General features: G+C 62.7%; 28 protein-coding genes and 2 pseudogenes. 3 read left to right on the forward strand and 27 right to left on the reverse strand.

The window, feature by feature from the left end; all coding sequences use genetic code 11:
- Positions 1 to 1296 precede the first annotated feature (1296 nt).
- The 10 genes from ACMAUO_RS20125 to ssb (ACMAUO_RS20170) form a co-directional block, all read right to left on the reverse strand.
- Positions 1297 to 1422, reverse strand: a complete 126-nt coding sequence (locus tag ACMAUO_RS20125; RefSeq protein WP_420358691.1) for a hypothetical protein — start codon at positions 1420 to 1422, stop codon at positions 1297 to 1299.
- A 3-nt stretch (positions 1423 to 1425) separates the two neighbouring features.
- Positions 1426 to 1698 (reverse strand): hypothetical protein, encoded by a 273-nt coding sequence (locus ACMAUO_RS20130; RefSeq protein WP_420358692.1) that lies wholly within the window; start codon positions 1696 to 1698, stop codon positions 1426 to 1428.
- 53 nt (positions 1699 to 1751) lie between these two features.
- A complete protein-coding gene (locus tag ACMAUO_RS20135) occupies positions 1752 to 2426 on the reverse strand; it encodes a hypothetical protein (RefSeq protein WP_420358693.1) in 675 nt (224 codons plus the stop codon).
- A gap of 587 nt (positions 2427 to 3013) precedes the next feature.
- Positions 3014 to 3508, reverse strand: a complete 495-nt coding sequence (locus tag ACMAUO_RS20140) for a hypothetical protein (protein ID WP_420358694.1) — start codon at positions 3506 to 3508, stop codon at positions 3014 to 3016.
- A gap of 265 nt (positions 3509 to 3773) precedes the next feature.
- On the reverse strand, positions 3774 to 4376 hold the full coding sequence (locus tag ACMAUO_RS20145; RefSeq protein ID WP_420358695.1) for a vWA domain-containing protein: 603 nt from the start codon (positions 4374 to 4376) through the stop codon (positions 3774 to 3776).
- Positions 4376 to 5170: a hypothetical protein gene (locus ACMAUO_RS20150; RefSeq protein WP_420358696.1), complete on the reverse strand. Its 795-nt coding sequence runs from the start codon at positions 5168 to 5170 to the stop codon at positions 4376 to 4378. Before ACMAUO_RS20150 ends, ACMAUO_RS20145 begins: the two co-directional genes overlap by 1 nt.
- A 380-nt stretch (positions 5171 to 5550) precedes the next feature.
- A complete protein-coding gene (locus tag ACMAUO_RS20155; RefSeq protein WP_420358697.1) occupies positions 5551 to 5952 on the reverse strand; it encodes a hypothetical protein in 402 nt (133 codons plus the stop codon).
- On the reverse strand, positions 5952 to 6239 hold the full coding sequence (locus ACMAUO_RS20160; protein WP_420358698.1) for a type II toxin-antitoxin system RelE family toxin: 288 nt from the start codon (positions 6237 to 6239) through the stop codon (positions 5952 to 5954). The genes ACMAUO_RS20155 and ACMAUO_RS20160 overlap by 1 nt, the downstream gene beginning before the upstream one ends.
- A complete protein-coding gene (locus ACMAUO_RS20165; protein ID WP_473965187.1) occupies positions 6229 to 6489 on the reverse strand; it encodes a type II toxin-antitoxin system Phd/YefM family antitoxin in 261 nt (86 codons plus the stop codon). Before ACMAUO_RS20165 ends, ACMAUO_RS20160 begins: the two co-directional genes overlap by 11 nt.
- A 45-nt stretch (positions 6490 to 6534) precedes the next feature.
- Entirely contained in the window at positions 6535 to 7095 is a 561-nt protein-coding gene (ssb, locus tag ACMAUO_RS20170; protein ID WP_420358699.1) for a single-stranded DNA-binding protein, read from the reverse strand.
- Between the two features lie 550 nt (positions 7096 to 7645).
- Between ssb (ACMAUO_RS20170) and ACMAUO_RS20175 the strand changes: the two are divergent.
- Positions 7646 to 7774 (forward strand): annotated as a pseudogene (locus ACMAUO_RS20175) (transposase); the annotation flags it as partial.
- A 299-nt stretch (positions 7775 to 8073) separates the two neighbouring features.
- Here the strand turns inward: ACMAUO_RS20175 and ACMAUO_RS20180 are convergent.
- The 13 genes and pseudogenes from ACMAUO_RS20180 to ACMAUO_RS20240 all read right to left on the reverse strand — a co-directional run bounded on the left by ACMAUO_RS20180 (position 8074) and on the right by ACMAUO_RS20240 (position 19823).
- A complete protein-coding gene (locus tag ACMAUO_RS20180) occupies positions 8074 to 9252 on the reverse strand; it encodes a hypothetical protein (protein ID WP_420358700.1) in 1179 nt (392 codons plus the stop codon).
- Between the two features lie 121 nt (positions 9253 to 9373).
- A pseudogene (locus ACMAUO_RS20185) lies at positions 9374 to 10036 on the reverse strand (transposase).
- Between the two features lie 307 nt (positions 10037 to 10343).
- Positions 10344 to 11036: a hypothetical protein gene (locus ACMAUO_RS20190; RefSeq protein WP_420358701.1), complete on the reverse strand. Its 693-nt coding sequence runs from the start codon at positions 11034 to 11036 to the stop codon at positions 10344 to 10346.
- A complete protein-coding gene (locus ACMAUO_RS20195; RefSeq protein ID WP_420358702.1) occupies positions 11033 to 11530 on the reverse strand; it encodes a hypothetical protein in 498 nt (165 codons plus the stop codon). Before ACMAUO_RS20195 ends, ACMAUO_RS20190 begins: the two co-directional genes overlap by 4 nt.
- 371 nt (positions 11531 to 11901) lie before the next feature.
- A complete protein-coding gene (locus ACMAUO_RS20200) occupies positions 11902 to 12555 on the reverse strand; it encodes an HD-GYP domain-containing protein (RefSeq protein ID WP_420358703.1) in 654 nt (217 codons plus the stop codon).
- 46 nt (positions 12556 to 12601) lie between these two features.
- Complete coding sequence (locus tag ACMAUO_RS20205; RefSeq protein WP_420358704.1) at positions 12602 to 12949, reverse strand: hypothetical protein; 348 nt, start codon at positions 12947 to 12949, stop codon at positions 12602 to 12604.
- Between the two features lie 41 nt (positions 12950 to 12990).
- Positions 12991 to 13236 carry a DUF2312 domain-containing protein gene (locus ACMAUO_RS20210; protein ID WP_420358705.1) on the reverse strand — a complete coding sequence of 82 codons (246 nt, stop codon included), beginning with the start codon at positions 13234 to 13236 and terminating at the stop codon, positions 12991 to 12993.
- Between the two features lie 52 nt (positions 13237 to 13288).
- A complete protein-coding gene (locus tag ACMAUO_RS20215; protein WP_420358706.1) occupies positions 13289 to 13738 on the reverse strand; it encodes a transcriptional regulator in 450 nt (149 codons plus the stop codon).
- Complete coding sequence (locus tag ACMAUO_RS20220; RefSeq protein ID WP_420358707.1) at positions 13735 to 15078, reverse strand: DUF1173 family protein; 1344 nt, start codon at positions 15076 to 15078, stop codon at positions 13735 to 13737. The genes ACMAUO_RS20215 and ACMAUO_RS20220 overlap by 4 nt, the downstream gene beginning before the upstream one ends.
- On the reverse strand, positions 15071 to 15607 hold the full coding sequence (locus ACMAUO_RS20225) for a DNA glycosylase AlkZ-like family protein (RefSeq protein ID WP_182987454.1): 537 nt from the start codon (positions 15605 to 15607) through the stop codon (positions 15071 to 15073). Before ACMAUO_RS20225 ends, ACMAUO_RS20220 begins: the two co-directional genes overlap by 8 nt.
- A 190-nt stretch (positions 15608 to 15797) precedes the next feature.
- Positions 15798 to 17858 (reverse strand): ATP-dependent helicase, encoded by a 2061-nt coding sequence (locus tag ACMAUO_RS20230; protein WP_420358708.1) that lies wholly within the window; start codon positions 17856 to 17858, stop codon positions 15798 to 15800.
- Positions 17821 to 18858 (reverse strand): hypothetical protein, encoded by a 1038-nt coding sequence (locus tag ACMAUO_RS20235; protein WP_420358709.1) that lies wholly within the window; start codon positions 18856 to 18858, stop codon positions 17821 to 17823. The genes ACMAUO_RS20230 and ACMAUO_RS20235 overlap by 38 nt, the downstream gene beginning before the upstream one ends.
- A complete protein-coding gene (locus ACMAUO_RS20240) occupies positions 18855 to 19823 on the reverse strand; it encodes a DUF3991 and toprim domain-containing protein (RefSeq protein ID WP_420358710.1) in 969 nt (322 codons plus the stop codon). Before ACMAUO_RS20240 ends, ACMAUO_RS20235 begins: the two co-directional genes overlap by 4 nt.
- A gap of 608 nt (positions 19824 to 20431) precedes the next feature.
- On the opposite strand from ACMAUO_RS20240, the gene ACMAUO_RS20245 reads away from it, so the two are divergent.
- Positions 20432 to 20707 (forward strand): WGR domain-containing protein, encoded by a 276-nt coding sequence (locus ACMAUO_RS20245; RefSeq protein ID WP_420358712.1) that lies wholly within the window; start codon positions 20432 to 20434, stop codon positions 20705 to 20707.
- Here ACMAUO_RS20245 and ACMAUO_RS20250 read toward each other — a convergent pair whose 3' ends face one another.
- Positions 20708 to 20959 (reverse strand): hypothetical protein, encoded by a 252-nt coding sequence (locus tag ACMAUO_RS20250; protein WP_420358714.1) that lies wholly within the window; start codon positions 20957 to 20959, stop codon positions 20708 to 20710.
- Positions 20956 to 21660 (reverse strand): DNA/RNA non-specific endonuclease, encoded by a 705-nt coding sequence (locus tag ACMAUO_RS20255; protein ID WP_420358823.1) that lies wholly within the window; start codon positions 21658 to 21660, stop codon positions 20956 to 20958. The genes ACMAUO_RS20250 and ACMAUO_RS20255 overlap by 4 nt, the downstream gene beginning before the upstream one ends.
- Between ACMAUO_RS20255 and ACMAUO_RS20260 the strand changes: the two genes are divergently transcribed.
- Positions 21583 to 22431, forward strand: coding sequence for a hypothetical protein (locus tag ACMAUO_RS20260; protein ID WP_420358827.1), 849 nt, complete (start codon positions 21583 to 21585; stop codon positions 22429 to 22431). The two genes, ACMAUO_RS20255 and ACMAUO_RS20260, sit on opposite strands and share 78 nt — an antisense overlap.
- Here the strand turns inward: ACMAUO_RS20260 and ACMAUO_RS20265 are convergent.
- Complete coding sequence (locus ACMAUO_RS20265; protein ID WP_420358715.1) at positions 22396 to 22629, reverse strand: hypothetical protein; 234 nt, start codon at positions 22627 to 22629, stop codon at positions 22396 to 22398. The two genes, ACMAUO_RS20260 and ACMAUO_RS20265, sit on opposite strands and share 36 nt — an antisense overlap.
- Positions 22630 to 22704: 75 nt before the next feature.
- A complete protein-coding gene (gene ssb, locus ACMAUO_RS20270; protein WP_420358717.1) occupies positions 22705 to 23196 on the reverse strand; it encodes a single-stranded DNA-binding protein in 492 nt (163 codons plus the stop codon).
- Between the last annotated feature and the right edge of the window lie 167 nt (positions 23197 to 23363).

A 23363-nucleotide genomic window follows, 5' to 3' on the forward strand; every position in this document is an offset into this window, starting at 1 on the left:
TTGCTTGTTTTACTGAACAAACCCGATTGCTTTACTAGACCACATCGCTGCCGGGGTGCGGGGCGGCGAGCGCCCGCGACGGTAACGAGAGAGCAGGGGATGGAGCGCTTTTCTGAGCCACATCCTGCCTTCGGCAAGACGACGGGCCGGGTGGTCTGTCAACAGGGGAGCGGCCTGAGCAAGCCGGTCGCCCTGCGGGCAGCGCAGGACCGCAGGGCCTGCGATGAACGCGGGGTGGCCCAGGCGCGGCGAGGGTCGTTCCCCTGTTGATAGACCGCACGGGCTGTTGTCACACTGGAGCTGGATGCGGTGCGTAATCCCCGGAGCGTGCCCCCCTGACGCGCCGCAGGCGTGTCAGGGGGGTCGAGGCGCCGTCACGCTCCCCGAACACCCCATTACTCCCCTGCCCGCTCTATGGCCTGGCCGCGCCCGCACAGCGCGTTAGCGGGACCCGCCGAATGGCCGAGACCCCGAAGGGGGCTCGGGGCGAAGCCCGGGTCACGCGACCCGAAGCGAAGCGCAGGGGAACGCCCTTCTCTGCATTACGGGCAGGTTTCGCAACCAGGTCCGCTATCCGGGTCGGTGCTTGGAGCCAGGGCGCAGCCCTGGCTGCAGCAATCTTTGCGACCGGGCGAAGCGCCGCCGTGCCGATCGAAACCCTGGATGGTTTGAGAGAACGCCACGGAGACGAAAGTAGGCGGCCTGCGGGCCGCCCTCGGTAGAGGATCTGTCTTGGGCTGCTACCGCAGCGTCGCGCGATACTTCGCAAGGCGATCCGCAAGGGGGCCGATTGCGAGACCGAGACAAACGGTGAGCACGGCTGCCGGAATGAGGATATAAAGGAATCCCTGAGTCACGGGGTCCATGCTCTAGCCTCCCTTACTCGCGTCAACATATGGGACGTAGACAAGCAGTATAAGCGACATCGGACCCGATGTCTCTTGCTTGGCGATTGTGCGGCGGTTTCCGTAGAAATTGGCAGCGCCACAGGCCGAACGGATCAAGCCGTCGACATCGCGATCGAGATGGAGCTTGAGCCCCTCGGCCTGAGCGTTGTCCGCGTTTTCCAGCCCGTAGGGACGGAGGCGTCCCGTAGGGGCGCCGGAGCATATCCACCGGCCGCGATCGACCGCCAAGAGTCAGGATCGCGGCCGGTGGATATGTGGTAAACGGGGGCAACGCGGCCCGTGGGAAGAACGGTATCGCGATCAGGCGCACGACGGGCCTTCAATTGAAGGCCAGAAAACAAAAAGGCAGCCGACGGCCGCCTTTCGTAGAAAAATGCTGCTAGTGATCCTATCGCAGCGTCTCGCGGAACTGGGAAAGCCGGTTGGCAATTGGCCCCAGAGCGACGGCGAAGAGGCCGACTGCGAGGCAGAACGGCACGGCGACAAGCACGATCGCGCGCAAAAAATCGTCCATGTGTCAGTCCTCCTTTGGCGGATCATACGGGATATAGGCTAACAGAGCGAGAGAAACCATTTCGGCGACAGCCGCGACGGCTGCGGCCGCCAAAGCCTTCCAGACCGGTAAGGGGCCGGTAGCCGCGAATTCGGGACTGATGAGGCCAATTCCGACGATGGCAAGCGCGACGGTCTGGAAAGCCCCCGCCAGTGCCTTCAAACGGTCCTCGCGATGCTTAGGGACCTGACGGGGCGGAAGTACGGCGCGAAGCAGACGCTTTAACCGTTGTTTCAAGCGTGTCCTCCTTTCTAGGGGGAGGTCCGGCCCCGAAGGGCCGGATCGACTGTTCAGAAGCCGAGGGCTTCGGCCTGAGCGGCGGCCACTTTCTGGTCGAGGGTGCGGCCGTCGTCGCGCTGGTAGGGTTTCCACTCCGCGCCCATGAGTTCGGCGTATGCGGCGCAGGCACCGGCGGCGAGTGCGGCCAGCGCATATGCCTTGGCGCCGTTCTCGGCGGCGATGCGCCGGAGGCCTGCGACGCGGTTTTCGCCGCCGTCCACGCCCATGCGGTCTTCGTCACGGTGCTGGTTTGCCCAGCTATCGGCGGCATCCTTGGCGATCATGCGGCGGTTTTCGTAGAAATTGGCGGCGCCGTAGGCCGAGCGGATCAGACCATCCACGACGCGATCGAGATGGAGCTTGAGGCCCTGATAATTCGCCTCCCCCCGGATGGTGGAGACGAGCACGGGCGACAGGAGCGCATACTGGTCACGGATCAGGTTCGAGCCCGCGCCGGTCAGCTCGTCCACGTCACCGCTCTCCACGCCGAACGCATTGATGATCTTGGTCATCTGGTCGTCGTTGGGCACGAGGCGCAGGATATCGGCGAGGGTCGGAGCGGAAAGGGCCTGCGTGCGCTGGCGGGCGGCGGCGGCCTTGCGGGCCTGCGGGGCACCCTTGCGCGTGCTCTTCTTCTCTTGCGCGGAGGTCATGGCATGGGTCATAGCGTTGGCTGCGTCTGACATGAAATTATCCTTCATTCTGGCGAAGTCCCGGACTGGTGTTACAGCACCGTCCGGGGCGTTGGTCCCGAGGGCCAATCCCTCTCGACAAGAAGAAGAATATCTGTATTCCGGCCAAATGAATATAAGTATTATTGCATAGCTAACCGTTAAGGCATGTACTAAACTCATGCCATTATAAATAATAATCGGACAACGAGATTATCCCATTGACGGATACATGGTATTTCAGGCTTCTACGCTTCTTAAGCAGGCAGTATAGCACTGCACAATACGCTCGCAGCGTGGATGCGGCGTAGCACGCCGCAGCCGTAGGCCGCGCGAAGCGCGTCCACGCCGGACATGGCTCTGCCGAACAACGGTTGACTGCTCACGGGCGGCTTCGAGGAGCCGTCTTCCTCCCCTCGCCGCCCATTACTCTGCCGGCATGCTTGCCACGCGGCGCCGCCCACGCAGCGCATTAGCGGGATCCGCCGAATGGCCGAGACCCCGCAGGGGGCTCGGGGCGGAGCCCGGGTCACGCGACCCGGAGCGCAGCGCAGGGGAACGCCCGATCGCCGGCCGGCCGATGCCGGGGCCGGGTAGGCAGATCAGAGGGCGAGGGCCCAGGCGACAGCGCGCTCGAGATCACCAAAAGCCTTGGCGTTTTCGGCGTCTGCGAGGGCGATGAAGGGTGTGAGGGCGACCACGAGCCAGGGGGTATGGCGTGGGTGTGCGGGAGGCGGAGCGCGCCAGATGCCGGCGGAGCGGAGTGCCGGCTCGAGGCTGGTATAGCCCTGGATGATCTGCTTCCAGGCTGCGGGCGCCATGTTTTCCTGCCAGCACGCGACAGCGAGGACGGCAGGAAGAGGGCTGCGCCCTGGCTGGTCGGCAATCTGGAAGAAGGCCGCACCATTGACCGGCGCGGATCGGTCCTGGTTGAGGGGACGCATGACGTCGAGATACCAGCCGGGGATGCCTGGAATAGCGCCACCGTCCGCGTCGACGATCGGGAGGAGCGCATCGACGACGGCCTGGTCGACATCTTCGCGGGATGTGCGGGTGAGATGGCCGGTATTAAGCGTAAGGTGAGTTAGTTTCGTCATTTTTGGTCCCCTCGCTTCGCGGCCTGCTCTTGTGCCCATGCGGAGACTAGATCGTAGAGCTCCGTGGCTGTGATAACCGCGCCAGGGTCGGCTTGCCGGCCGAGAGCGCGCAGCCGGTTGGCGGTCATGGCATGGCCGCGAGCGAGAAGCAGGCGTTCGACGTCTGCGGGCTGAAGGCCCGCCCCGATGCAGAATGCGAGATATGTCCTGCGCACGAGATGCCGGTTTGCATGCTCGGCACCTGGGCGGCGGTTGGGATGGTTCGTCAATTTCCGGCTGGCCCGGCGAGGCGTTTGAGGGTGTTGGCAAGCCTTTGGGGCTCGCGTGCCATATCGTGAGCAGAGGCGGAGCCGCCGCCCCGCGCGAGGCGCTGCATGAATCGCAGCGCTTCGCCATCGTGATCGGGTCCACAGTAGATCACGTCGATGCGCACATATCCGAGCCGATCGGCCGCCCGCAGGGCGGCGGCGGGGTCGTCGGGTCGTCTGTCACTGACGACGACCAGGCGGCGCGGACGCGTGGCCTCGACGTGACGAAGAGCGAGATGCAGCGCCGTGCTTCCTGCCGGCGGAGGGAGGCGCGCCCCTGCTGGCAGGTCCTTGACGTAACTCCCGAAAGCGACGACGTGGGCCCCGTCCCTGACGGCCGTTGCGATGGCATCCTCCAGAATGTCGCATTTCCGACGCGCGCCGGCATAATCCGCCATTGATGACGAAACGTCGGCAAGAATTACGGTAAACTCGCCATTTTGGCGCTGGGCGCCGGCGGCTGCGGTCGCGCCAGTCTCGGTCGGGAGACTGGCCGCGGCACGGGCCACCAAGGCGGCGAGAGGGGACGCCAATGCGCCCCTGCCCTTCGGATTATCCATCAGTTTGGCTCCGGGTGTTCAGCATCCCACGCTTCCAGCCTGGCGCGCGCCCCCTCGGTCGCGGCGTCCATATCCTGCTTGAGACGAGTGTAGTCCGGGTCAGTTGTCCCGAGGTCGTTGACGGTCGGATACGGGCCCCATATGCGCCGGCCGCGCTGCGCTGCAAGCGCAGCGATTTCGGCACGCACGGATTCCAGTTCCTCGGCCCAGATCCGCTCCCGCTCAGCATCGCGCTCCGCGTCGTAACGAGCCCGGATGGCAAGTTTCTCAACATATTCGGTGAGTTCAACCGGCTCTGGGGGTGTAACGTAATCTGTCTGTGCGGCCCGGTCGCACTCGATGGTGACGCCTGTGGGAAAGCGCGCGAATGCGCTTTTCGCGACAATCTTGACGATGGTGTTGTCAGCGGTCCTGTTGTTGCTGCCATTGACAAGGGACAGCGAGCCGGGCGGGAATTTTTCACCACCAGTGACGTAATAACAATATTTCACGGCGTCGCGCCCACGCCGGTCGGTACCCGCGTGCTCGAGATAAACCCGGGTTTCGTCCCGATCGCGTGCATTCCAGACGTTGAGTTTCCAGCCCTCGCCGAGATGGTCAACCACCATCTTTCCGAGCCATTTTTTGATCGACCAGGTCGTGTCCTGGCTCTGTGTGGCCTGGGCCACAACGTCCATCATCGCTCGCTTGGCGGCGTCGAGGACAGACGGATTTCGCTGGGCCATCTCGGCCGAAATGGCGCGCACCAGCTCGACGAGCTGGTCATCGGTCAGCGTGCTGAGTCCGAGGTCCATATGCTATGGTTCCTGCCCCTGATGAACGGCGAGGCGCCCGTTTCGCCTACATTCTCTGCGAATACTGTAATCGTAGTACAATAATCTAACCATAGTCAATATTAATGCGAGAAAATCACCGAGATAATTTGCATTTAGTGTAGAGTTCGATCCCGTTAGACACCACCTTTACTTCTGGACAAGACCCTCCGCGCCTCACCTGTCAGGACGGAACTCACTTACGGTCCCACCATGGGCGAGGGCGAGCCAGACACTGTGTCGCGCGACCCGGAGCGTAGCGCAGGGGATCGACCGATCGCCGGCGCGCCGATGACGTGGCCAGGGATGGCTGGTATAGCGCCACACTGACGTGTTCACCGGCCTGAAGACCGGTGAACACGTCAGGCAAGACCCTCATCGACCCATTCGGCATTCGCGATACGTGCGAGAATACGGTCGGCGACGGCAGAAGCCTCCTGGAAGATTTCCTCGAGGGAAGCCGATCGGAAATCAGCTTGCCTCTGAAGTGCCGCGATATGAGCGTCCAGATCCGGATCGGCAGCTGGCTCGCTCCCGAAGATGCTTCCGTCGTCAACCGCTTTTGGCGCCCGCGATTTCATTTCGCTGATCGCGTCATCCAATCCACTCAGGCGCCCGATGGCCTTATAAAGTTGCACCATCAGGAATCCTTCACCTGCGGCGACCAAGGTCTCTGCCGCCAGGCCGCCGAAACGCTTCTCCTTTATTTGATACGCGCCCGACGCTGCGTCGCTGGCTGACATCGACATTGCCATTCGTTGCATCAGTCCGCTCTCCGCTCTGCGGTCCTGTAGACTTCGTTGCGGTCGCGTCGTCCGATGGCAATGACGACGATCACGATTTCCGTATCGCGGACCTCATAAACGAGCCTGTACCCAACGCCCCTGAGTTTGATCTTGTATCTGTCGCGGCTGCCTGAGAGCTGTGCTGACGGTACGCGCGGCAATTCGCAACGCTCGGCGAGCTTTTTCTTGAAGGCTCCGCGCGTGGTCCCGTCCAGTTTGCCCCATTCCTTGAGAGCGGAATCGAGAAAGGCGAGCTTATAGCTCATCGAGCACGACCGGGATCACGGGCTCGCCCTTGCGAGCATCCGCAATTGCATTGAGCTCGGCATCTTCAAGACGTTCGATCATGCTGGCATAGACGGACGCGGGCACGCAGTAAAAGGCCGGCTCGTTACGGTTGAGGATGGCGACAGGAGCACCGTCGCCAGCGGCGACGGTCGCCATGGGGTTTTTCTTGAGCTCGGAGACACTGGCCGCGACATCGGCAAGGATCGGGTAAACCATTTGCATCACCATGATAGCGATTAAGAGAGCCGATAATAGGACGGTAAACAGGTCTCTTCAAGCTCGCCGTGGTAGGTCGTGGGCCCCTATGGCAGAGGGACGCTGACCGCCCGAGGGCGGCCAGCAGCCGTGGAAAAACGAGGCACTCTGTGGGATCTCGTCATCGAGATCGGACCGCCCCCCGGTCGGCGCCGGGCGGCTGGTGCCGGCACGGGAGGCCGGAGCGGCACCACCCTGTCCGCCCCCAAAGTCCTCACCCTCGCCCCGGTTGCTGTCCAGAAGCACCAGGTCACCCCGGAAGCGGTCGACCACCACCTCGGTTGTGTAGCGTTCCTGGCCCGACTGGTCGGTCCACTTGCGGGTCTGGAGTGATCCCTCGAGATAGACCTTGCGCCCCTTGCGCAGGAAGCGTTCCGCGACATCGGCGATGCGCTCGTTGTAGATGACCACGCGGTGCCACTCCGTCTTCTCGCGGCGCTCTCCGGACGCCTTGTCGTTCCAGGTATCGCTGGTCGCCAGCGTCAGGGAGACGATCTTCGCACCGCTCTGCGCGTGACGAATTTCGGGGTCCTTGCCCAGGTTGCCCACGAGGATCACTTTGTTGACGGAACCGGCCATTATCTACACTCCACAGCTACAGTATTTCCGAACCAGCTATTCTGGCCTTGCCGAGGGCCAATCCCTCTCGACAAGAAAAGAATAGTACAAATCGCACGGCACTAGCAAGATAAAACGGCAGGAAACAGCCAATAATGGCGATATTTATTTAACTAAGTGCCGCATTTCCTGCCTTAGATACTGAATAAAACCGATTGCTTTACTAGACCACATCGCTGCCGGGGCGCGGGGCGGCGAGCGCCCGCGACGGTAACGAGAGCGCAGGGGATGGACCGCCCGGCCTGTTGTCACACTGGAGCTGGATGCGGTGCGTAATCCCCGGAGCGTGCCCCCCTAACGCGCCGCAGGCGTGTCAGTGGGGTCGAGGAGCCGTCACACTCCCCGAACACCCCATTACTCCCCTGCCCCGCCGCCACGCAGTACAGCCTACGGGCCCGGCGGAGAGCATCAGGGCCCGGCCCCATTAAATCCTTGGCGCGACGCGAGGCGGTGTGATTCGCTTGCCCGGTTGAGACCGGGAGACTGAGATGTCCGACCTGTTCTGATTGCCCGCAATGCGGTCGAGGGCATGTTCTGCAGGCTGAAGGACTATCGCCGCATCGCGACACGCTACGACAAGCTCGGCGCCAATTTCCTCGGCGCCGTCTACATCGTCGCAACCGTCACATGCTGGTTGTGAGTCCAGACCCCAGCTCAAAACTGAGGGCGCGTCCGGGGCAACGTCACGGATGCCAAAACTTGGCCGTTACTCGGCCATAGCAGCCGTTCGGTAAAAACGCTGCCGATGGCGGCAACGGGCAGCGAAAGCGGACGCGAGCGGGAGACGTCAATGGAAGGATCGGTTATCTACTCGAAAGAGCCAGTCGCGGCTTCAAACCGGCCGCCCGAAAATCAGATATTCAGGAGCCCGCCGGAGCTTCAGCGATGTCCGCTGTATAGCGGTGATGCATCCCGCCACAAGTAATGACCGATGCAGATCTACGAGGTTGCTGCATCAGGTGGTGAGGGGGCAGTGGCGGTGGCGTTCGCTTCCGGACCGCTGCCCCAAGTAATCACGCCGGCAATTCTCGCTCTGTACGTGTCCGTAAAATTCATCAAACCACGGGGCAAGCCAAAGCGGCGCACCTCCTTGATTCTGGGCAACATTTCATCCCAAATCCCCACGATTGGCTGTAGGTATTGCAGAATGGTCGGACTGGAATAAATGCCTTTCAGCATGAAGCGATCGTCAAATTCGCGGTTTTCTGTATTGGTCATCGACCAATACAGAGTGGCCGAAAAAGCAGCCTTTGTGCAAAGCAAGACAAGTTGCCTTCGATCTAAGGCGTGACCTGCCTCCGTCCTAAATATGTCTAGGTCCAAGTTCTCGCAGATCTGAGGTAAAAGAAATTCCAGTCGAGTCAAGGGCTTCGGATGAGAGCCTTCAACGGCCGCTATCGGAACAATAGGCTTATTTCCGTTGAAACGGAAAAAGACCAAAGAGAGGCCGCACACCATTAGGTAAAGTGTCCCGGAAAAAACTTCGGGCCGCTCCTGGTCGTCGGCGAAGCCAGGGTCAATTAAATGTCGAATCAATTCCATGACGTAGAAGTTCGTCGCCTCGAAGTCGGCGGCAAGTTCCGTAACATGAGAGACCAGCGCTTCTCGGCCATTAATGAGTTTGTGGTGCGAAACCTCGCAATCGTGGACGTCAGTCGTTTGCTTGGCTGCATCTCCCCTCGGCCCGAACTCGTAGCGTATGATGCCATGCTCTTGCATGAGGTGGGCGAGCTCATGGAAATACACCCACGTGATCGCCGCGACGAACATGTTCCTGACGTGTTCCTCTTCGTTAAAGCAGATGGGGAGTTTCTCGCGATTGTCGAATAACTCGTAGAGTTTGTCGGTGTCAGCGCCTTCTGGCCAGCTTCGCAGGAACTCGCAAAACTTTTCGACGTCGCGCCACACCTGTCGCACAAACTCGTAGTACACCGTGATGCTGTGCTTCGGCGGTTTGTCGCTTTGACCTAGAGAGGAGGCGTAGGCGCCATAAATTTCCTCCTCACTCCAAGCAATCGACAATGTTCCGCCCAGTTGGGCGTATATCCCTTCATTTAGTTCATGAGTGATGCCACCCAAAACCTCATATGCCAACTCATAGATCTGGATATCTTCCATCGCGCGCTTTCCTGTTTCTTAGAGGCTGTCTCTTAACGCTGTCGTAATGGAGATAGCTGGCTGCGGCGAGATCTGATTCCGGCAGGCTGTCGAGACGGAGTTGGAGCATTAGCGCTGGGACTCATAACCAGTAGCTGACGGCGGCCGCGATGCAGAATGCGGCGTGGAAGTTGATGGCGAGGCGGTCGTATCGGGTGGAGATCCGACGGAAGTCCTTCAGTCGGTTGAACATGCGTTCGATGGCGTTCCGACCTCGGTAAAGGTAGGGTGAGAAGCAGTTCTTCCACACGCGGTTGACCTTTGGCGGGATGTTCGGAGCGGCGCGCTTTGCCTCGATCTTCTGTCGCACTGCGTTGGTGCCCTAGCCCTTGTCGCCGTGCACCAGTTCGGTCGCGGTGACCTGTTCGAGCAGGGTATCGGCAGCGACGCAATCCGCGACCTGGCCGCCGCTCAGCAGAAAGGCGACCGGGCGACAGTCACGGGCCTTAACAGCGGAGGAATCGATCAGGATCTCGGCCGGCGGACCGCCGGCTGTCGCCAAGGCGTAAAATAGGTTCGACCAAACGCCCTTGGCTGCCCAGCGCTGGAAGCGATTATAGAGCGTCTTGCGCGGCCCGTAGGCCGCAGGCGCGTCTTTCCACCGGCACCCGGACAGCAGGACATGGGTGATGCCGCTGACCACGCGCCGATCATCGACGCGGGGCTTTCCGCGCGTGTCGGTCGGCAGATGCGGCTCGAGTCGGGCGAACTGGCGATCGCTGATCCAGAAATGGTCTCGGTCCAACGGAGGTCTCCTTGCAGAGACTTTAAATCACACCGGTGGCGTCCTGGGAATCCAGTTTATGGGTCCCAGTCCTAGGCGGCTCGGCCGCCTAGGACTGGGCGAGCGAACCCCGAAGGGGCGCCCATGCGTCTCTGGCCTGATCGGCGTCGCGATCTCCGCCGAACATTGCTGATGATGGCGCCAAATGTTATGAGCCGTGACGTTCCTCCTCTGGTCACTTCAGGGGTGGAGGCTGGGGGCGGAAACAGAGGGCCGCCAGTGTTCCAGCACTGGCGGCCCTCGCTGCGCATTCGGGGTCGATCCGGGATTACGCAGAAATACCGCTGGCCACCGCCCATTTCTCGACGGCCCACCCCGGCAAGCACGTCAGCATCAGAACTTCATCAGTCTGCAAGGTGCGGTTCGCCTCGAACGCGCCCACGGCGTTCACGCCTTGGAACAGCATAGCGCGGTGTATCTCCGGGTAGAGCACCACTACCTGACCGGTCGCACCGACATCCGGAAGGTAAATGGCGCTGAACTCGTGCGGCGGATAGCTTTCGAGAACCCGCCACCCGTCCGAACCGGCAGGTATCCGTCTGATTGTTTCGAAATGGTGTTGAAGCGGGAAATGGCAAGCCGCTCGCGTGAGCGCTTCGGTGCGCCGCATCAACGGGATTGTATGCTGTGCACCCTGCGTCGCGGGAGTCGAATAGCAGCAGCTATCGACTATATCGAGCGGTGCGCAATAGAGCGCCGTCCCGCCCTCCCACGCACCAACACCATGCAGGGCGAAATTGTCGAATTCCGGCCGAAACTCGTAACGCACGGCAAGATCCGGGAAGCGTGTTGCAAGATCGTCAGCGACATGCCACGCGGATCCATCGTACCAACCCGGCAGATCGAATTCGAACGCGTGACATTCCGCTGCTGGAGGAGCAAGCGACAGGTGATCGGCAGCAGCCTGAAGGCTGGCGCCCGGGCCGATAAGCTGGAACCAGTTGATGGCGCAGTTGCTCACGACACGCCTCCATGGAAGGCGAACCAATGCCGATACCATTCGGCGTGCGGATCCGCGCCGTTTATTTTCTGTGCTTCACGCTCGGCCAATTCAGGTGTCGGATAGGCCTCACTGAGCTCATGCTCTCCGGTCGCGTCAACCACAATCCACCATCCGGCGTGATCACCGTAAGCCTCCGAATCAGGTGCAAGAGGCCATGGCACCGCCCCCAACGGTGCCGGCGGTGCCGCCGGGTCGGCAGACGCTGCCGGCGGCCCGGGAATAGCTGCTTCTACCCACGGGCGGAGTACCCCGCACCATCGCTCGCACCTCTGCGCCCGCCAATCCTCCGGGCACAGGACTCGGATGACATCATCTGTAAGACGTTCGCGAATATCGGCGATCGCGTCCCCCGGCAACACGGAAACTGACAGAGGCGGAACGGTCATATCGGCAGGAAGCGCAGATCGTCTGCCGACGAAGACTCTGGAAATCTTGAAGTTTTTATTTTGCACGGGATCAATTCCTTTTCTTGATCCCATTCCGGCGGGCACGGCTGGCGGGGCGGGGCAATGGCGGGCGCTTGCGCCCAGCCCTTGGGCGAGCCATTGCGGCGCACCGCCAGTTGTGGCTGCAGGTCAGTTCTCTCGCCTGAGCGCCTTCTCAAATGGCATAACGCCGCTTCTTCTGGATCTCAGTCGCGCCTCGAAGAAGACGCCGACGGCGTAGGGCGCGCCGGCAAGTAAATAAAACCGATAAGCCGGTATCGCGATATGCCACAATTGTGCCAACGCGAAACAGCAAGAGGACGCAAACGACGCGAGGGCTACCGCGCCGCTGGCCGTGTCTAGGAGAAAGCGCCAGTCCCGGAAGGCTCGCAACACAACTATGTTTCCCTTTCGGCAAGAAGTATGAGCTTCGCCCGCCGTTTCCCGCGCCCCTGGCGCAGCGTTAGCAGCGTATCGAACCGCTCGATCGCGACTGAGACGACGAGCGGATCGAGGCGCGTCCCGCTACGATCGGCGAGGTAATGGCGGACGCGTCCTGGAACCCAGGCTGGCCGATAGACGCGAGGGGACAGCAACGCATCAATGGCGTCAGCGACGGCAATAATCCGCGCCACAAGAGGGATCCTCTGGGCCGTAAGCCCACATGGGTAGCCGCGCCCGTCAAAGTCCTCATGGTGATAAAGCGCGGCATCGAGCACGTCTCGGTGGAGATCGGGACGGACAGCGCTGAGGAACCAGGCTCCATCCACCGGATGCCTGTTCATGATCGTGCGCTCGTCCACCGTGAGCGAACCGGGCTTGTTGAGAATTTCTGGGGGGACGAATATTTTCCCCACGTCATGCGTGCAACCGGCCAGCTCAAGGCGATCACCAGGGGTACCTGGCATTAACGGCAGCCCTATCGCACGCGCCAGAATTCCTACCCTCGCCCCGTGACCATCCGGATCGAGATCCGGATGAACGAGAAGCCCGCGCGGCAATAGAAGGCCACTGGCCAGACCAGTCCACAGGCGCGGCGGAAAATCTAACATCGGATCAGGCTACGCCCATCGTTTGTGACTCCGAACCGATCGCCGATCAGCTGGCCAGGCGGAGGAAGGCACCCACCCCCAGAGCGCCGAAACGCAATGCCCTGACCATCAAACGCAGCTGTCGTGCACGCCCACGCTGGGCGAGATCGAGGAACCATCCGGCACTGAGGGAGGCAACAGCGATAAGCAGCCAGATCCAGGGCGGCAGGACCAGCCGGGTCGGCCCAAGTATTGAGAGGGCAAAGCGACCGGGTGCCCCAAACTGGTCCGCAAGAATGTAGCCATCGGACAAATCGCACAGCAGGGCCGCCGCTGCCGCCCATACGAGTCCCCGTCCCCCATGCGGCGGACGTGAAGCGCGGCGGGCGACGGCGTCCGGCAGGGAGATAGACACGGCCGGTGTGAGTTGCTTTACGAGGGCCCGATACTCCATCCCTACATCCCCAGGGCTTGCCGATAGATAGCGAGCAAAGTCTCTTCCGCCTCCACTTCGGCAGGTTGACGCTTTCGAAGACGGATTATCTGCCGCACGACTTTCACATCGAAGCCTGCTGACTTCGCCTCTACGAAAATATCTCCGATGTCCGCTGTAAGCGCCTTGCGCTCTTCTTCGAGGCGCTCGACACGTTCAATGATTGACCTCAGGCGCTCAACCGCAATACCTCCGGCTGTATTGCTCAAGCGTCCAGATCCAGAATCCCGTCGCTCCTGCGAACTGTGGCTTTCCATCGACTCAATCCGTCAGATCAGGGCGCGGCAGATCGATGTGTCCGTCGCACAGGACGTCGAGCCAGCGCGACGGCCGCGGGCTCAACTCTCCTCCGTTTTCAAGGACTCTTCGCAATTCTGTGCGATGCATGGCCAGACTCTCTGCAAGAAAACGCTCGGACCACCCGATGATAATCAAGGCACGGCTCACGCCGGCGCCGTTCAGGCAAGGCCGATTTCCGGGGGGCGGGACGGCGGGCGACAACGGGGAGTAGAACCTCCGGTGCAGGCGCGCGAGATCCGCAATCCAACGGCGGAATGCACGTTCGGCCTGGCTACCATCATGTTCAAGCGTGGTCGATTTTAGCCGCGTGATACGAGCGCGGGAAAAGCCCGAGCGTCGGGACACCTGGCGCAGCCCCCACCCGATTGCCTCCAAATCGTCCTCCACCGTTTCGAAGCCGCATGCAGTCATTTTGTGGACCGCGCAGTAAGCTGGGAGGCTGGCGGAAAAGGTGGCCAGTGGTCTGCCCGGGTAGCATCCCAGGACCACCACCCGCGGATACCATAGACGGCGTCGTAGTATTGCTGCTTCTCGGCTGCCCGGGCGGTGTAGTCCTCATCGTCCCTGCCAAACACCTCCATAGGCGTCCCGCGAGGATCAACGGTATCGAGCAATTCGAAATCGGGATGGACGACCTGGCGCTCAGCATCGTAGCGAAGCGGCTTCCGAAACCGCCTTCCCTCGTGCTGCAATGCCTGCAGCACACGCAATTCGTGGAAACTTGCAACCGGCACGAGAGACGGTGCCGTTTCCATTAATGCAATGCCATCCGCCCACGCTGTAAAGTGCGTGCCGCTCCTTGTCGGCTGGATCCGCGCAGCAACGACGGCGACGACACGGATGGCCCGATCCCGCGGATCCTGGCCGAGGGCCTTCCACGCCCAGGGGAAGCTGCGCGCAAGCCGGCGCTCCGCTTCGATCGGAGCCGCGACATAGAGCCCGTAGTTCCGGACACCATCAAAGACCACCCGCAGGCGAGGGGGCCGTGGAGGTTGCCCGTCCGCAACCTGCGGCTGATAACGCGTAATTTGATTCACAAGACCCACCAGGACGATGCGTCGACTCTGGCCGCATTGCTGAGCCACCTCGGCGAACAGGTGGGGTCCATCTGCGTCCCGATAGCCCACTGTCGCGAAGACATCGGACAGCGCTTCTCGTCCGGCAATTATACCAGCGGCCGCGTCATCGAGCGCTCCACGTACCGTGGGCCACCAGGTACGGCGCCGGCGATCCTCGGGAGACCACGCGTTGAGCCCGCCTTCTTCCCATAGCAAGTGAAGCAGCCCCAGCAGGCTCATGCGTGCCTGCCGGGGCCGCGCCGCTCCATTCGCGGGTTCTGCGCCTTGGGCGGCGACCGGCTCTGGAGCCGGCTGCCGCACCTCCAGGCCCCCGGCAATCGCGATCCTCAACCGGCCGTCTGGCAATTCGCGTATCACGCCCTGCTGATATCCCGATCGTCCGCTTCGGCGCGCATCGGTCTCGTGAAAGGGGCAATCAGCCTGATGGAGCGTGCCGTCATGGGGCATGCGCGCGAGACAATAGCGTCGGACCTGACGTCCGTCGTCGCGACGTATCAGTTCGCGCACAGCGAGCTCGAGACGACGGCCGCCCGCAACGCAATCGCAGATCGGTCGTCTGGGATCACCATGCGCGCTGGCGAGCATACGTTGCCACAACGCGGCGCGCTCTGCGTCCCAAGCCCATCCCAGCCGTCCTCGGCGGCCGTCCGGGAACGTCACCCAGTCACTCATGAGAAGCCACATCTGCGAACACTCGGTCCTGAGCACCGCGGCGGATGTGTGACGCCATGCGTTGCGACACGATACGCCAGTGTCCCCGGCGCGTGCGTCCGAAACTCTCCTGGACAAGACCAGCACGTTCAAGGGCAGCGAGGGCCGCTTTGACAGCCTCTTGGGTCAGGCCCAGCCAGGTGGCCAAAGTGTCCGGCGTTCCATGCCGGGTCAGCGCGGCGAGGACGAGATCCTGCACGGGGGTCGACGTAACGGGACGTGTTGCCGGCATCCAGGGCACTCGGACGTAGATACTGTGCCCAAGCGCGGTAATTTCGCCGGCTCTCACCATGTCGGCGAGAACAACCGGGAAGGCACCCGCCTCCTCGGCGGAAAGGCCGGCGCGGAGTTCTAGTAAGCCATGAGGGCCGCGATCGAGTGCCCGCCGAACGTGACACATCACTCGGCTATGGACGGCCACCCGCTCGTCATCACCGAGCGCGGCATAGGGTCGGGCAGCAACCTGCCGAGGATCCGGCAGCCCCATCATGACACCATCGGGGCGAGCGGAAACAGCATTCGGGATCTGGCCAGCCCGCCGCGCGGGCAACCAATGCACGACAGGGCCCGCCGCCGGGCCGAATCGGGTGGGGAATCATCGCGTCTCATGGGTGAGATTGTGCGGCATTCATTTGTAACTCCGCACAACCCACTGATTTTTGGTAATTTAAGTTCTAACCCTAAAACCCAAGTGCCGCATTCTGTTCGGCCGCACTACTGCGGCGGCCGCTACTAAACCGACGATTGTGACCGACCTCACGCAGCCATCCCTCATGCCTGGCAGCGACTGGCAGTTCATCCACGAAGCAGTTCTGGTCGGCAGGACGCCCATTGCGGAAGGCACACCAGGATATCGAAACCTGTCGCCGGCCGCGGGTCAGGGCCACATACGCCAGGCGTCGCTCCTCATCCGGATCGGCGTTGTTGCGCGACGGAAAAACCGTATCCTCCCAGCCGAGCAGGAAGACGTGGCCGAACTCGAGCCCTTTGGCCCCATGGATGGTCATCAGCTTCACGCGGCCGAAGGTATCCTCCCCGTGAGTGGCGGATCCGAGAGCTGCGTGGTCGAACAGGTCCTGGGCATCGGCGAATTCCTGAGCGAGCTCCAGCAGCTCGTGCAGGTTCTCGAGAGCGGCACGTCCGTCCTCACCGGCGGCACGATGCATATCGGCGTAGCCGCTGTCCTCAAGCAGGGTCCTGATACGGGCGCTCAAAGAGTTTTCCGAGGCTTCCCCGCGGCCCTCCATCGTCCGGATGAACGAGAGGAACACCTGCAGGCGTTCCGGGGTCTTGCCGGAGGCCGAGCCGGCCCAGATCTCGGCCGCCCGGAACAGCGAGACGGCTTCGTCGTCCGCCAGCTGCTCAAGCCGGGCGATCGACTTCGCACCGATGCCACGAGCGGGCTGGTTCACGACCCGACGAAAGGCCTCGTCGGACTGGCGCTCATCCGGACAGCAGGAAAGACGCAACAGCGCGAGCGCATCCTTGACCACGGCCCGTTGCCAGAACGCGGTGTCGTTGACCAGCTCATAGGGAATTTTCGACCGGAGCAGTTCCTCTTCGACCAGGCGTGACAGGAAATTGAACCGATAGAGGATCGCCATATCCGAATAGGGAACACCCTCGATCGCGCGTCGCCCGATCTCGGCCGCGATCCCCTTCGCCTCCTCGGCGCTTCCCGACCACGACACGATCTCAATCGGCTTCCCGTCGCCGGCGGCCGTGTGGAGTTCTTTCTTCAGCCGGTTGGGGTCCCTGGCGATCACCGCATTGGCGGCCGAGAGGATGTGGCCGGTCGAGCGGAAATTCTCCTCCAGGGCGATCATCCGACCGGTTGGAAAGTCCTTGAGGAAGTTGCGAATGATGCGGACATTTGCCCCACGCCAGCCGTAAATGCTCTGCGCGTCGTCGCCGACGCAGAACAACTCGCCATGGTCACGCGACAGCGCCTTCAGCCAAAGGAACTGGAGCCGGTTGACGTCCTGGAACTCGTCCGCCAGCACCGCATCAAAGCGCGCGGCCCAATCCCGGCGGTATGTCTCGTCCCGAAGCATGGTGATGGTCGGCCACAGCAGCAGATCAGCGAAATCGGCCATATTCGCTTCCCGGAGAAGCGCCTGGTAGGCGGGGTAGACAGCGGCGGCATCGCGCCAGGCCATGATGTCGTCCGGATCGGCGAGCTTTCGGCTGGCGATAAGCCCTTCGGTCGCGGCGGCCGCCACGTCGGGCAGGATCAGTTCCTCCTTCAGCATGGCGATGCGTGCCGTGATCGATTTCACCCGGCGGCGGAAGACCTCACTATCCTCGACCTCGAAAAGGCCGGCTGCACAGGCCTTCTCCAACAGACGACGCACGATCTTCTGGCTGTCCTCGGCATCGCACACATCGAAACCTTGCCGCAGACCGGCGATGTCAGGGTCGGTCCGAAGCTGCCGACGGCCATGGGCATGAAAGGTTCCAACCCACTGCGGCGCAACGCCAGACCCAAGAGCTTCGACAATCCGCGACTTCATCTCCGCGGCGGCCTTGTTGGTAAATGTGACGGCGAGGATGCGGTTCGCCCGCATCCCGCGCCGCATGATGCGGTCGACGAACCCGGCGACGAGCGTGCGCGTCTTGCCTGTTCCGGCGCCAGCCAACACCACGATCGGGCCCGAAGCGCGGGCCGCGTCACTCTGCGCGCCTGTCAGACCCGCCGACATCTCAGCCCCGCCGCGCCGGCATGGCAACATCATGTCCATGGAGGATCTCCATATTGTCCGCCTGGGTAGGATCGAGCACGACCGTCTCGCCCGACCGGACGATCACCTGGACATACTGGGTGAAGTCCCACTGCCCGTCCCGATCGAGATGCCCACCAATCACGAGTCCACGCGTTACCTCGCAGTCCCTGTGGAACTCCGCGAAGCAGTCAGGATAGCTCGGCAGCCGATGCAGAACGGCGCATGCGTGCCAGGACCGGACGAGTTCGGCGTTCGACGCCCAGGCGGCGCTTACTTCCGCCATTTCCCGCAGCAATGCGGATGCGTCCGGTCTCTCGCCGAACCCGACGGCCGCCGGGGTGGTCCCGATGACCGACACGGTCGCCTCACCGCCCGGAATGGTGACGAAACGCCCGGCGGGTTCCATGTCCGCGCTGAACAGGACAAACTCCTCACGGAGATCCCAACCGTGCCGGACGACGATCCCATCGACGACCAGGCCCGTGATCTGTCGGCCATTCACATCGCACCCGACCAGCACCCAGGGGATGGTCCGCCCCAGTTCCGGCTGCCGCTCCAGAAAGGCCGCCGATCCGGGATGCGCCTCAAATGCAGCCTGCAGGGTCTCATTCTGCTCAAGGCCCGGAAACAGTGCGTCCATTTCCCGGCGAGTCTGTTCAGAGTCCATGTTCGTTCCTCCATCTCTCATAAGGGTCGTCGGTCCGTGGCCTGCGCCATCGGGATCGAGGCGAGCAATCTCCTTTACGGAGCCACACCAACCATTCACGGTGTAAAATGCGCCAGCGGAATCGTCATCAATGTCGAACAGGAGGAATCGTCCATCGAGGTCCCAGTCCCCGTCGACGACGTCTCCGCCCACCACCAGACCACGTGCGGTGATGTCGATGTTCTCGCACTCGACGGCTACCCAGACCGCCTGCGCCTCGCCGCCAGGCCAGCGTCTCATGATCGAGACAGCGCGCGGGTGTGCAAGGAAACGCTCCCGCAATACTTCGAACTCCTGTGCGGTCATCATCATGCGGCTGTGGCCGCGCGCTCGGCCACCACACGGCGCAGGACGTCGTTGAAGTCGTTCATGCCCCATGCCGGCAGTTCGCGCGTCCAAGGCACGCCGGCGTCATCCGCCAGGGATGCAAGCCTGGCAGCGTAGCGATCGCCGGCTTTGTCGTTGTCGGTGGCAATGACCAGCCTGGCGCCCGGCTCGCGCGCCATCGCATGCAGATGCGCCCTGAGGGCTTCCTCGGTTTCCGGGCCCATGCCGCCGGCCGTGGACGTGTAGAGCGTGTCCACCGTGCGGCCACCATCGAGGGCCGCAAAGGACAGCGCATCGAGTGCGGCCTCGGTGACGACCAGGCGCCGCACGACCGGAGCACCTCCCGGCATATATCGGAAGAGCGTCTTGACGGTGCCCTTCAGGCAGAGACGACGCTCCGGGCCGCGCAGCTCGGCGCCACAAACCTGGCCCTCGGCGTCACGGTGACAGAACCACGCGGCATGCAGCCCGTCCCGGACCACGCCGGCGGCCACGGCCCGGCGAACCACCCATTCCGGCAGCGCACGCTCAACGGTCAGATAGGTCCACGCCTGACTACCTGGCGCCAACACCGCGCACCGTTCCCAGCGCGGCGCCGGTGGCGCATCGCATCCACCCTTTGCCTTGCGTTCCCGAACGAAGACCGCGCCTTCGGGCTCGACACCAATCATCTTTCCCAGTTCGGCACAGGCATCCCGCCAGCTGAGCGCCGGCTCCAGGCGGCGGATCAGGTCAAACACGTCGCCCTTTTCGTTGGACCCGGTGTCCCACCAGCCGCGCCCATGGTGATTGACGATGATCGGATAGCCCGTAGCCGCACGATACTTGAGGCAATTGCGGGTGCTCTCGCTGCGATCGAGGGCGTAGCCATGCCGTTCGAGGAGAGCTGCGCAGGGAACACCACTGGCGATGTTCGCCCGGTCATCATCGGAAAGTTCGAAGCGAGCCATTTCGGATCCCTTTCGCAGTCCAGGTGGCGCTCTTCTCGGAGGTGAGCCTCAACACCCGCTTGATTTCAAAATCAGTATAGGCAGTCACCGCATTAATTACAATATAAAACCGCCATTCACTTCATAAATACCGGATACCCGCAACAAAAATACCCACATCGCATCGCGTTTACCGCTTGCGCGAAGAAAAAGAAGACGACAGCCTTTCGTTCGACCCGAGCCGGAGGCGACAGGGCGAAAGCGATGCGCAGCGACGCCTTTCGTCCCGACACTTTCAGGACCGCCGCAAACGCAGCGCAGGGCAAGATGCCTTCTCAGGGGACCCGTCTGCACGGAGCGCAGCGGAGGAAGATGGGGTGGAAGGCGTCTTGCCCGGAGTGAGGCTTGTGGCACCCACTGCTTCCCGCGCAGCACACGGCAGCATTCCGGGGATCGTCGTCCCTCTCCCCGCCATCCCCGTCTGTGTTTCCATTGCGTCCTCTCCGCAGTCCACGCCTTCCTCGCATCATGGAGGAAGCGTTTGTGACTGCGCGCAGGCGCGATTTCTCTGGTACCCGGAATCGCGACATGATAGGTCCTGGGCCAAACAGTCCGGAGACCAGAGGAGCATGACCCGTAAACGCCGGCCGGCTGCCTCCCAGATTGATCTGTTTCCCGTCAGCGCCCATTTCCGCCGGATCCGGCCCGAGAAGAACGAATGGCGCTTCTATTCACTGTCGATTCAGCCGGAGCTGTTCGGCGGCGCCGTCCTGGTCCGCCAATGGGGACGGATCGGCACAAGAGGCACGCAACGCCTCGATCTGCACCCCGATGAAGGCACGGCGGTGAACGCGCTGGCCGACCAGGTCGTCATTCGTCGGCGCCGCGGCTACACCGCAGCCTGATCAGGCGAACGGGTCGTCGACCGGATGCGCCTTTTCTCCGGGCGGCAGATGGCTCGGCAGGGAGGGTTCCTGCTCCAGACGGGCGACCAGCGCGTCGACGATCGCCTTCAGCGCTTTCACGTCCTTCAGCCCGGCCTGATCCTTGCCAATAGACAGACGTCCATAGAGCGCAACACGCTCCTCGCCATTCTCGATCGTCAGGCCGTCGACCGACAGGCTCTCACCATCATCGACAAAAGGTGTGAAGCTCACTGGCCGCCCTCCAATGTCCGCGCCAATCCGTGCAGCGCCGTTGTTCCTGCCCGCTCTGCATCGCGAAGCATGCCGGATCTCTCGGCACCTTCCCAGCCCGTCCGCCTCGCTCGCGCGCGTGGAGCATAGGGGCTGGCCTCGGGCTGTGGAAGATCCGGAGCCTGCGCCTTCAAGGTGTCCGAAAGACCCGGGAAGGGATCGATCCCGACCTCCTGAATCAACGTTGCTACGCTGACGGTCGTGCAGGTCGGAGCATCGTTGTTCTTGCACACATAGACCCCGGTCTTCTCCTCCACCGGGTCATAGATGGCCTTCCAGGTCGAACTCGGCACCAGCACATTGTCGCTGCCGATCGCCTGCTTCTGTCCATGGAAGGCCGGCCCGGTGACGACGTAGATGACGCCATCCCGCCGCACCAGGTCGCGTACTGCCATCTCCACACCGGCCCAGATCCCCTCATTCAGCGCCGGCGTCTGGGGCACGACATTCGCGAGAGAGAATGTCTGCCCCTGCGCGCGCGCATCCGGCGCGTCGCCGGATGGCGTGAGGTGCCCTCGATCGTAGCCGGAGCCCCGATAATCCGACAGCGTCGCCTGATCACCCTCGGGAACGCGGGGTTCGACATGAAAATATCGCGTCACCCGGCCGATCCGTTCCGCCCCTTCAAGGTCTTCTTCCGCCAGCCGTTCAGCGGACCACAGTGGTTCGTGGGCAAGCCCGGAATTGAGCGACGCGTAAGCCCTATTGCACAGGAGCGTTGTTCGCGGCGCCAACCGGGGATTGACGAGCGCCGGGAGCTTGTTCCCGGCGCCGAACCCGTCGCATTCCCCAGCCAAGGCACTCGTCGCCGTGCACAGGACGGCGGTACCGGCAAGCAAGCCGGCGAGCGCCTGCAAAGATGCACGCAACATACTGTTATCCCTTTACTTTATCGCATTGGCGAGTCTTCTATGCTCTCCATGAGCGATCTGATCAAACGCGACCGGACCGAACGCACCCTGCTCCGCTTTCCGGTCGAGCGTCGGACGACGCCCACTGCAGAGCTGATTCGTAACCTCTTGCCCGAATACGGCACGGTGTACAACCGGCTTGCACGTCACGGCTTGGGAGCCCCCCCGGAACCCGCTGCTGTCGAGGCACAAGGCCGTCGCACCGGCATGAAAATGCTGGGCGACATCACGCTGCCTGCGAATCCGCAAGCCGCGCGTGAGGAAGTCACCCGCTGGTTTCAACCGCTCGTTGAACGCATGCTCCGTCGCTTCAGCGAGCTGCGCGACCTGACATGGGAAGCCGAACGCCAGACCAGAGGCGAGATCTGGAATGAGGCGTATCAGGCCCGGGTGGCAAGAACCACCATGATCGCCTGGCGCACGGGGACCCGGCTGCTTGCCGCGTGGTCGGTGCTGGACGAGGCCCTGATCGCGCATGCCGACCCATCAATGGGCCGCATCACGCAGCAAGCGACGCGCTGAGCGATGGAACGCATTCGCCTCACGCCGCCACGCGGCGCGGGCCGCCGCGCTGACGGCGGCATCGGCCGCCTCGTCCACCAGCAGCGCCGCTTCAGCGAATGAACGGCGCGCGGCGCCAATGCGAATGCCGGCAGTCGTCGCACGATGGAGAACGGGCGCTGAGAGCACGGGATCGAGCCCCGTAGAAAACTGGCACATGGCAACTCTTCCTTTTCCAGATGCGACCGCGTCAGCGGTCCTGCCACCGTGTCCGGCGACACGGCGGCACGGGCTTCAGTCGACGCACGGCGCGAAGGGAATTTCGTCATCGAGCCCGGCGCCGGCGCTGCCGCCACCGAACGCGCTATCGCGGGCCGGTGCGCTACGCGAGGGCCGGTCGTCGAGCCCGTAGCGGCTTTCGTCACTGTGGCTCCCGGCACTGTCCAGCAGCACAAGGTCGCCCCGAAAGCGATCGACCACGATTTCGGTCGTGTAGCGTTCCTGGCCGGACTGATCCGTCCATTTCCGCGTCTGAAGCGCGCCTTCCAGATAGATCTTGCGTCCCTTGCGCAGGAAACGCTCCGCAACGTCGGCAATCCGCTCGTTGAAGATCACGATGCGATGCCACTCGGTCTTCTCGCGCCGTTCGCCGGACACTTTGTCGTTCCAGGTGTCGCTGGTCGCCAGAGTCAGGGAGACGATCTTGGCGCCATTCTGCGCATGCCTGACTTCGGGGTCCTTGCCCAGGTTGCCGACCAGGACCACCTTGTTCACGCTTCCGGCCATCTCTGATTTCCTTCTCGTTTCTCTTCCCGGACGGGGCGGTAGCCGCGTCTCCCTCGGGTGCGGTCGACAGGGACCGGGCGGAAAGCGAGTGTTGATCCCTGGAGGCGTCAGTGGTGCGGAAGCGGCTTGCCGCTTCACGGTGACGCCGGAACCGCAGGCGGCCGCAG

This window comes from Gluconacetobacter brunescens (genome assembly GCF_048695475.1).
Lineage (GTDB): Bacteria > Pseudomonadota > Alphaproteobacteria > Acetobacterales > Acetobacteraceae > Gluconacetobacter.

Bases quoted from the DNA above. Each gene is read 5' to 3' on its own strand.
- ACMAUO_RS20140 (WP_420358694.1), bottom strand. From the start codon at position 3,508: ATGACGAAACTAACTCACCTTACGCTTAATACCGGCCATCTCACCCGC.
- ACMAUO_RS20150 (WP_420358696.1), bottom strand. From the start codon at position 5,170: ATGGACCTCGGACTCAGCACGCTGACCGATGACCAGCTCGTCGAGCTG.
- ACMAUO_RS20245 (WP_420358712.1), top strand. From the start codon at position 20,432: ATGACCCGTAAACGCCGGCCGGCTGCCTCCCAGATTGATCTGTTTCCC.
- ACMAUO_RS20165 (WP_473965187.1), bottom strand. From the start codon at position 6,489: ATGGTGATGCAAATGGTTTACCCGATCCTTGCCGATGTCGCGGCCAGT.
- ACMAUO_RS20220 (WP_420358707.1), bottom strand. From the start codon at position 15,078: ATGAGTGACTGGGTGACGTTCCCGGACGGCCGCCGAGGACGGCTGGGA.
- ACMAUO_RS20265 (WP_420358715.1), bottom strand. From the start codon at position 22,629: ATGTGCCAGTTTTCTACGGGGCTCGATCCCGTGCTCTCAGCGCCCGTT.
- ACMAUO_RS20180 (WP_420358700.1), bottom strand. From the start codon at position 9,252: ATGGAAGATATCCAGATCTATGAGTTGGCATATGAGGTTTTGGGTGGC.
- ACMAUO_RS20160 (WP_420358698.1), bottom strand. From the start codon at position 6,239: ATGAGCTATAAGCTCGCCTTTCTCGATTCCGCTCTCAAGGAATGGGGC.
- ssb (WP_420358699.1), bottom strand. From the start codon at position 7,095: ATGGCCGGTTCCGTCAACAAAGTGATCCTCGTGGGCAACCTGGGCAAG.
- ACMAUO_RS20145 (WP_420358695.1), bottom strand. From the start codon at position 4,376: ATGGATAATCCGAAGGGCAGGGGCGCATTGGCGTCCCCTCTCGCCGCC.
- ACMAUO_RS20125 (WP_420358691.1), bottom strand. From the start codon at position 1,422: ATGGACGATTTTTTGCGCGCGATCGTGCTTGTCGCCGTGCCGTTCTGC.
- ACMAUO_RS20135 (WP_420358693.1), bottom strand. From the start codon at position 2,426: ATGTCAGACGCAGCCAACGCTATGACCCATGCCATGACCTCCGCGCAA.
- ACMAUO_RS20235 (WP_420358709.1), bottom strand. From the start codon at position 18,858: ATGATGATGACCGCACAGGAGTTCGAAGTATTGCGGGAGCGTTTCCTT.
- ACMAUO_RS20155 (WP_420358697.1), bottom strand. From the start codon at position 5,952: ATGCAACGAATGGCAATGTCGATGTCAGCCAGCGACGCAGCGTCGGGC.
- ssb (WP_420358717.1), bottom strand. From the start codon at position 23,196: ATGGCCGGAAGCGTGAACAAGGTGGTCCTGGTCGGCAACCTGGGCAAG.
- ACMAUO_RS20215 (WP_420358706.1), bottom strand. From the start codon at position 13,738: ATGACTGCATGCGGCTTCGAAACGGTGGAGGACGATTTGGAGGCAATC.
- ACMAUO_RS20200 (WP_420358703.1), bottom strand. From the start codon at position 12,555: ATGTTAGATTTTCCGCCGCGCCTGTGGACTGGTCTGGCCAGTGGCCTT.
- ACMAUO_RS20240 (WP_420358710.1), bottom strand. From the start codon at position 19,823: ATGGCTCGCTTCGAACTTTCCGATGATGACCGGGCGAACATCGCCAGT.
- ACMAUO_RS20260 (WP_420358827.1), top strand. From the start codon at position 21,583: ATGAAAATATCGCGTCACCCGGCCGATCCGTTCCGCCCCTTCAAGGTC.
- ACMAUO_RS20230 (WP_420358708.1), bottom strand. From the start codon at position 17,858: ATGGACATGATGTTGCCATGCCGGCGCGGCGGGGCTGAGATGTCGGCG.
- ACMAUO_RS20225 (WP_182987454.1), bottom strand. From the start codon at position 15,607: ATGATGGGGCTGCCGGATCCTCGGCAGGTTGCTGCCCGACCCTATGCC.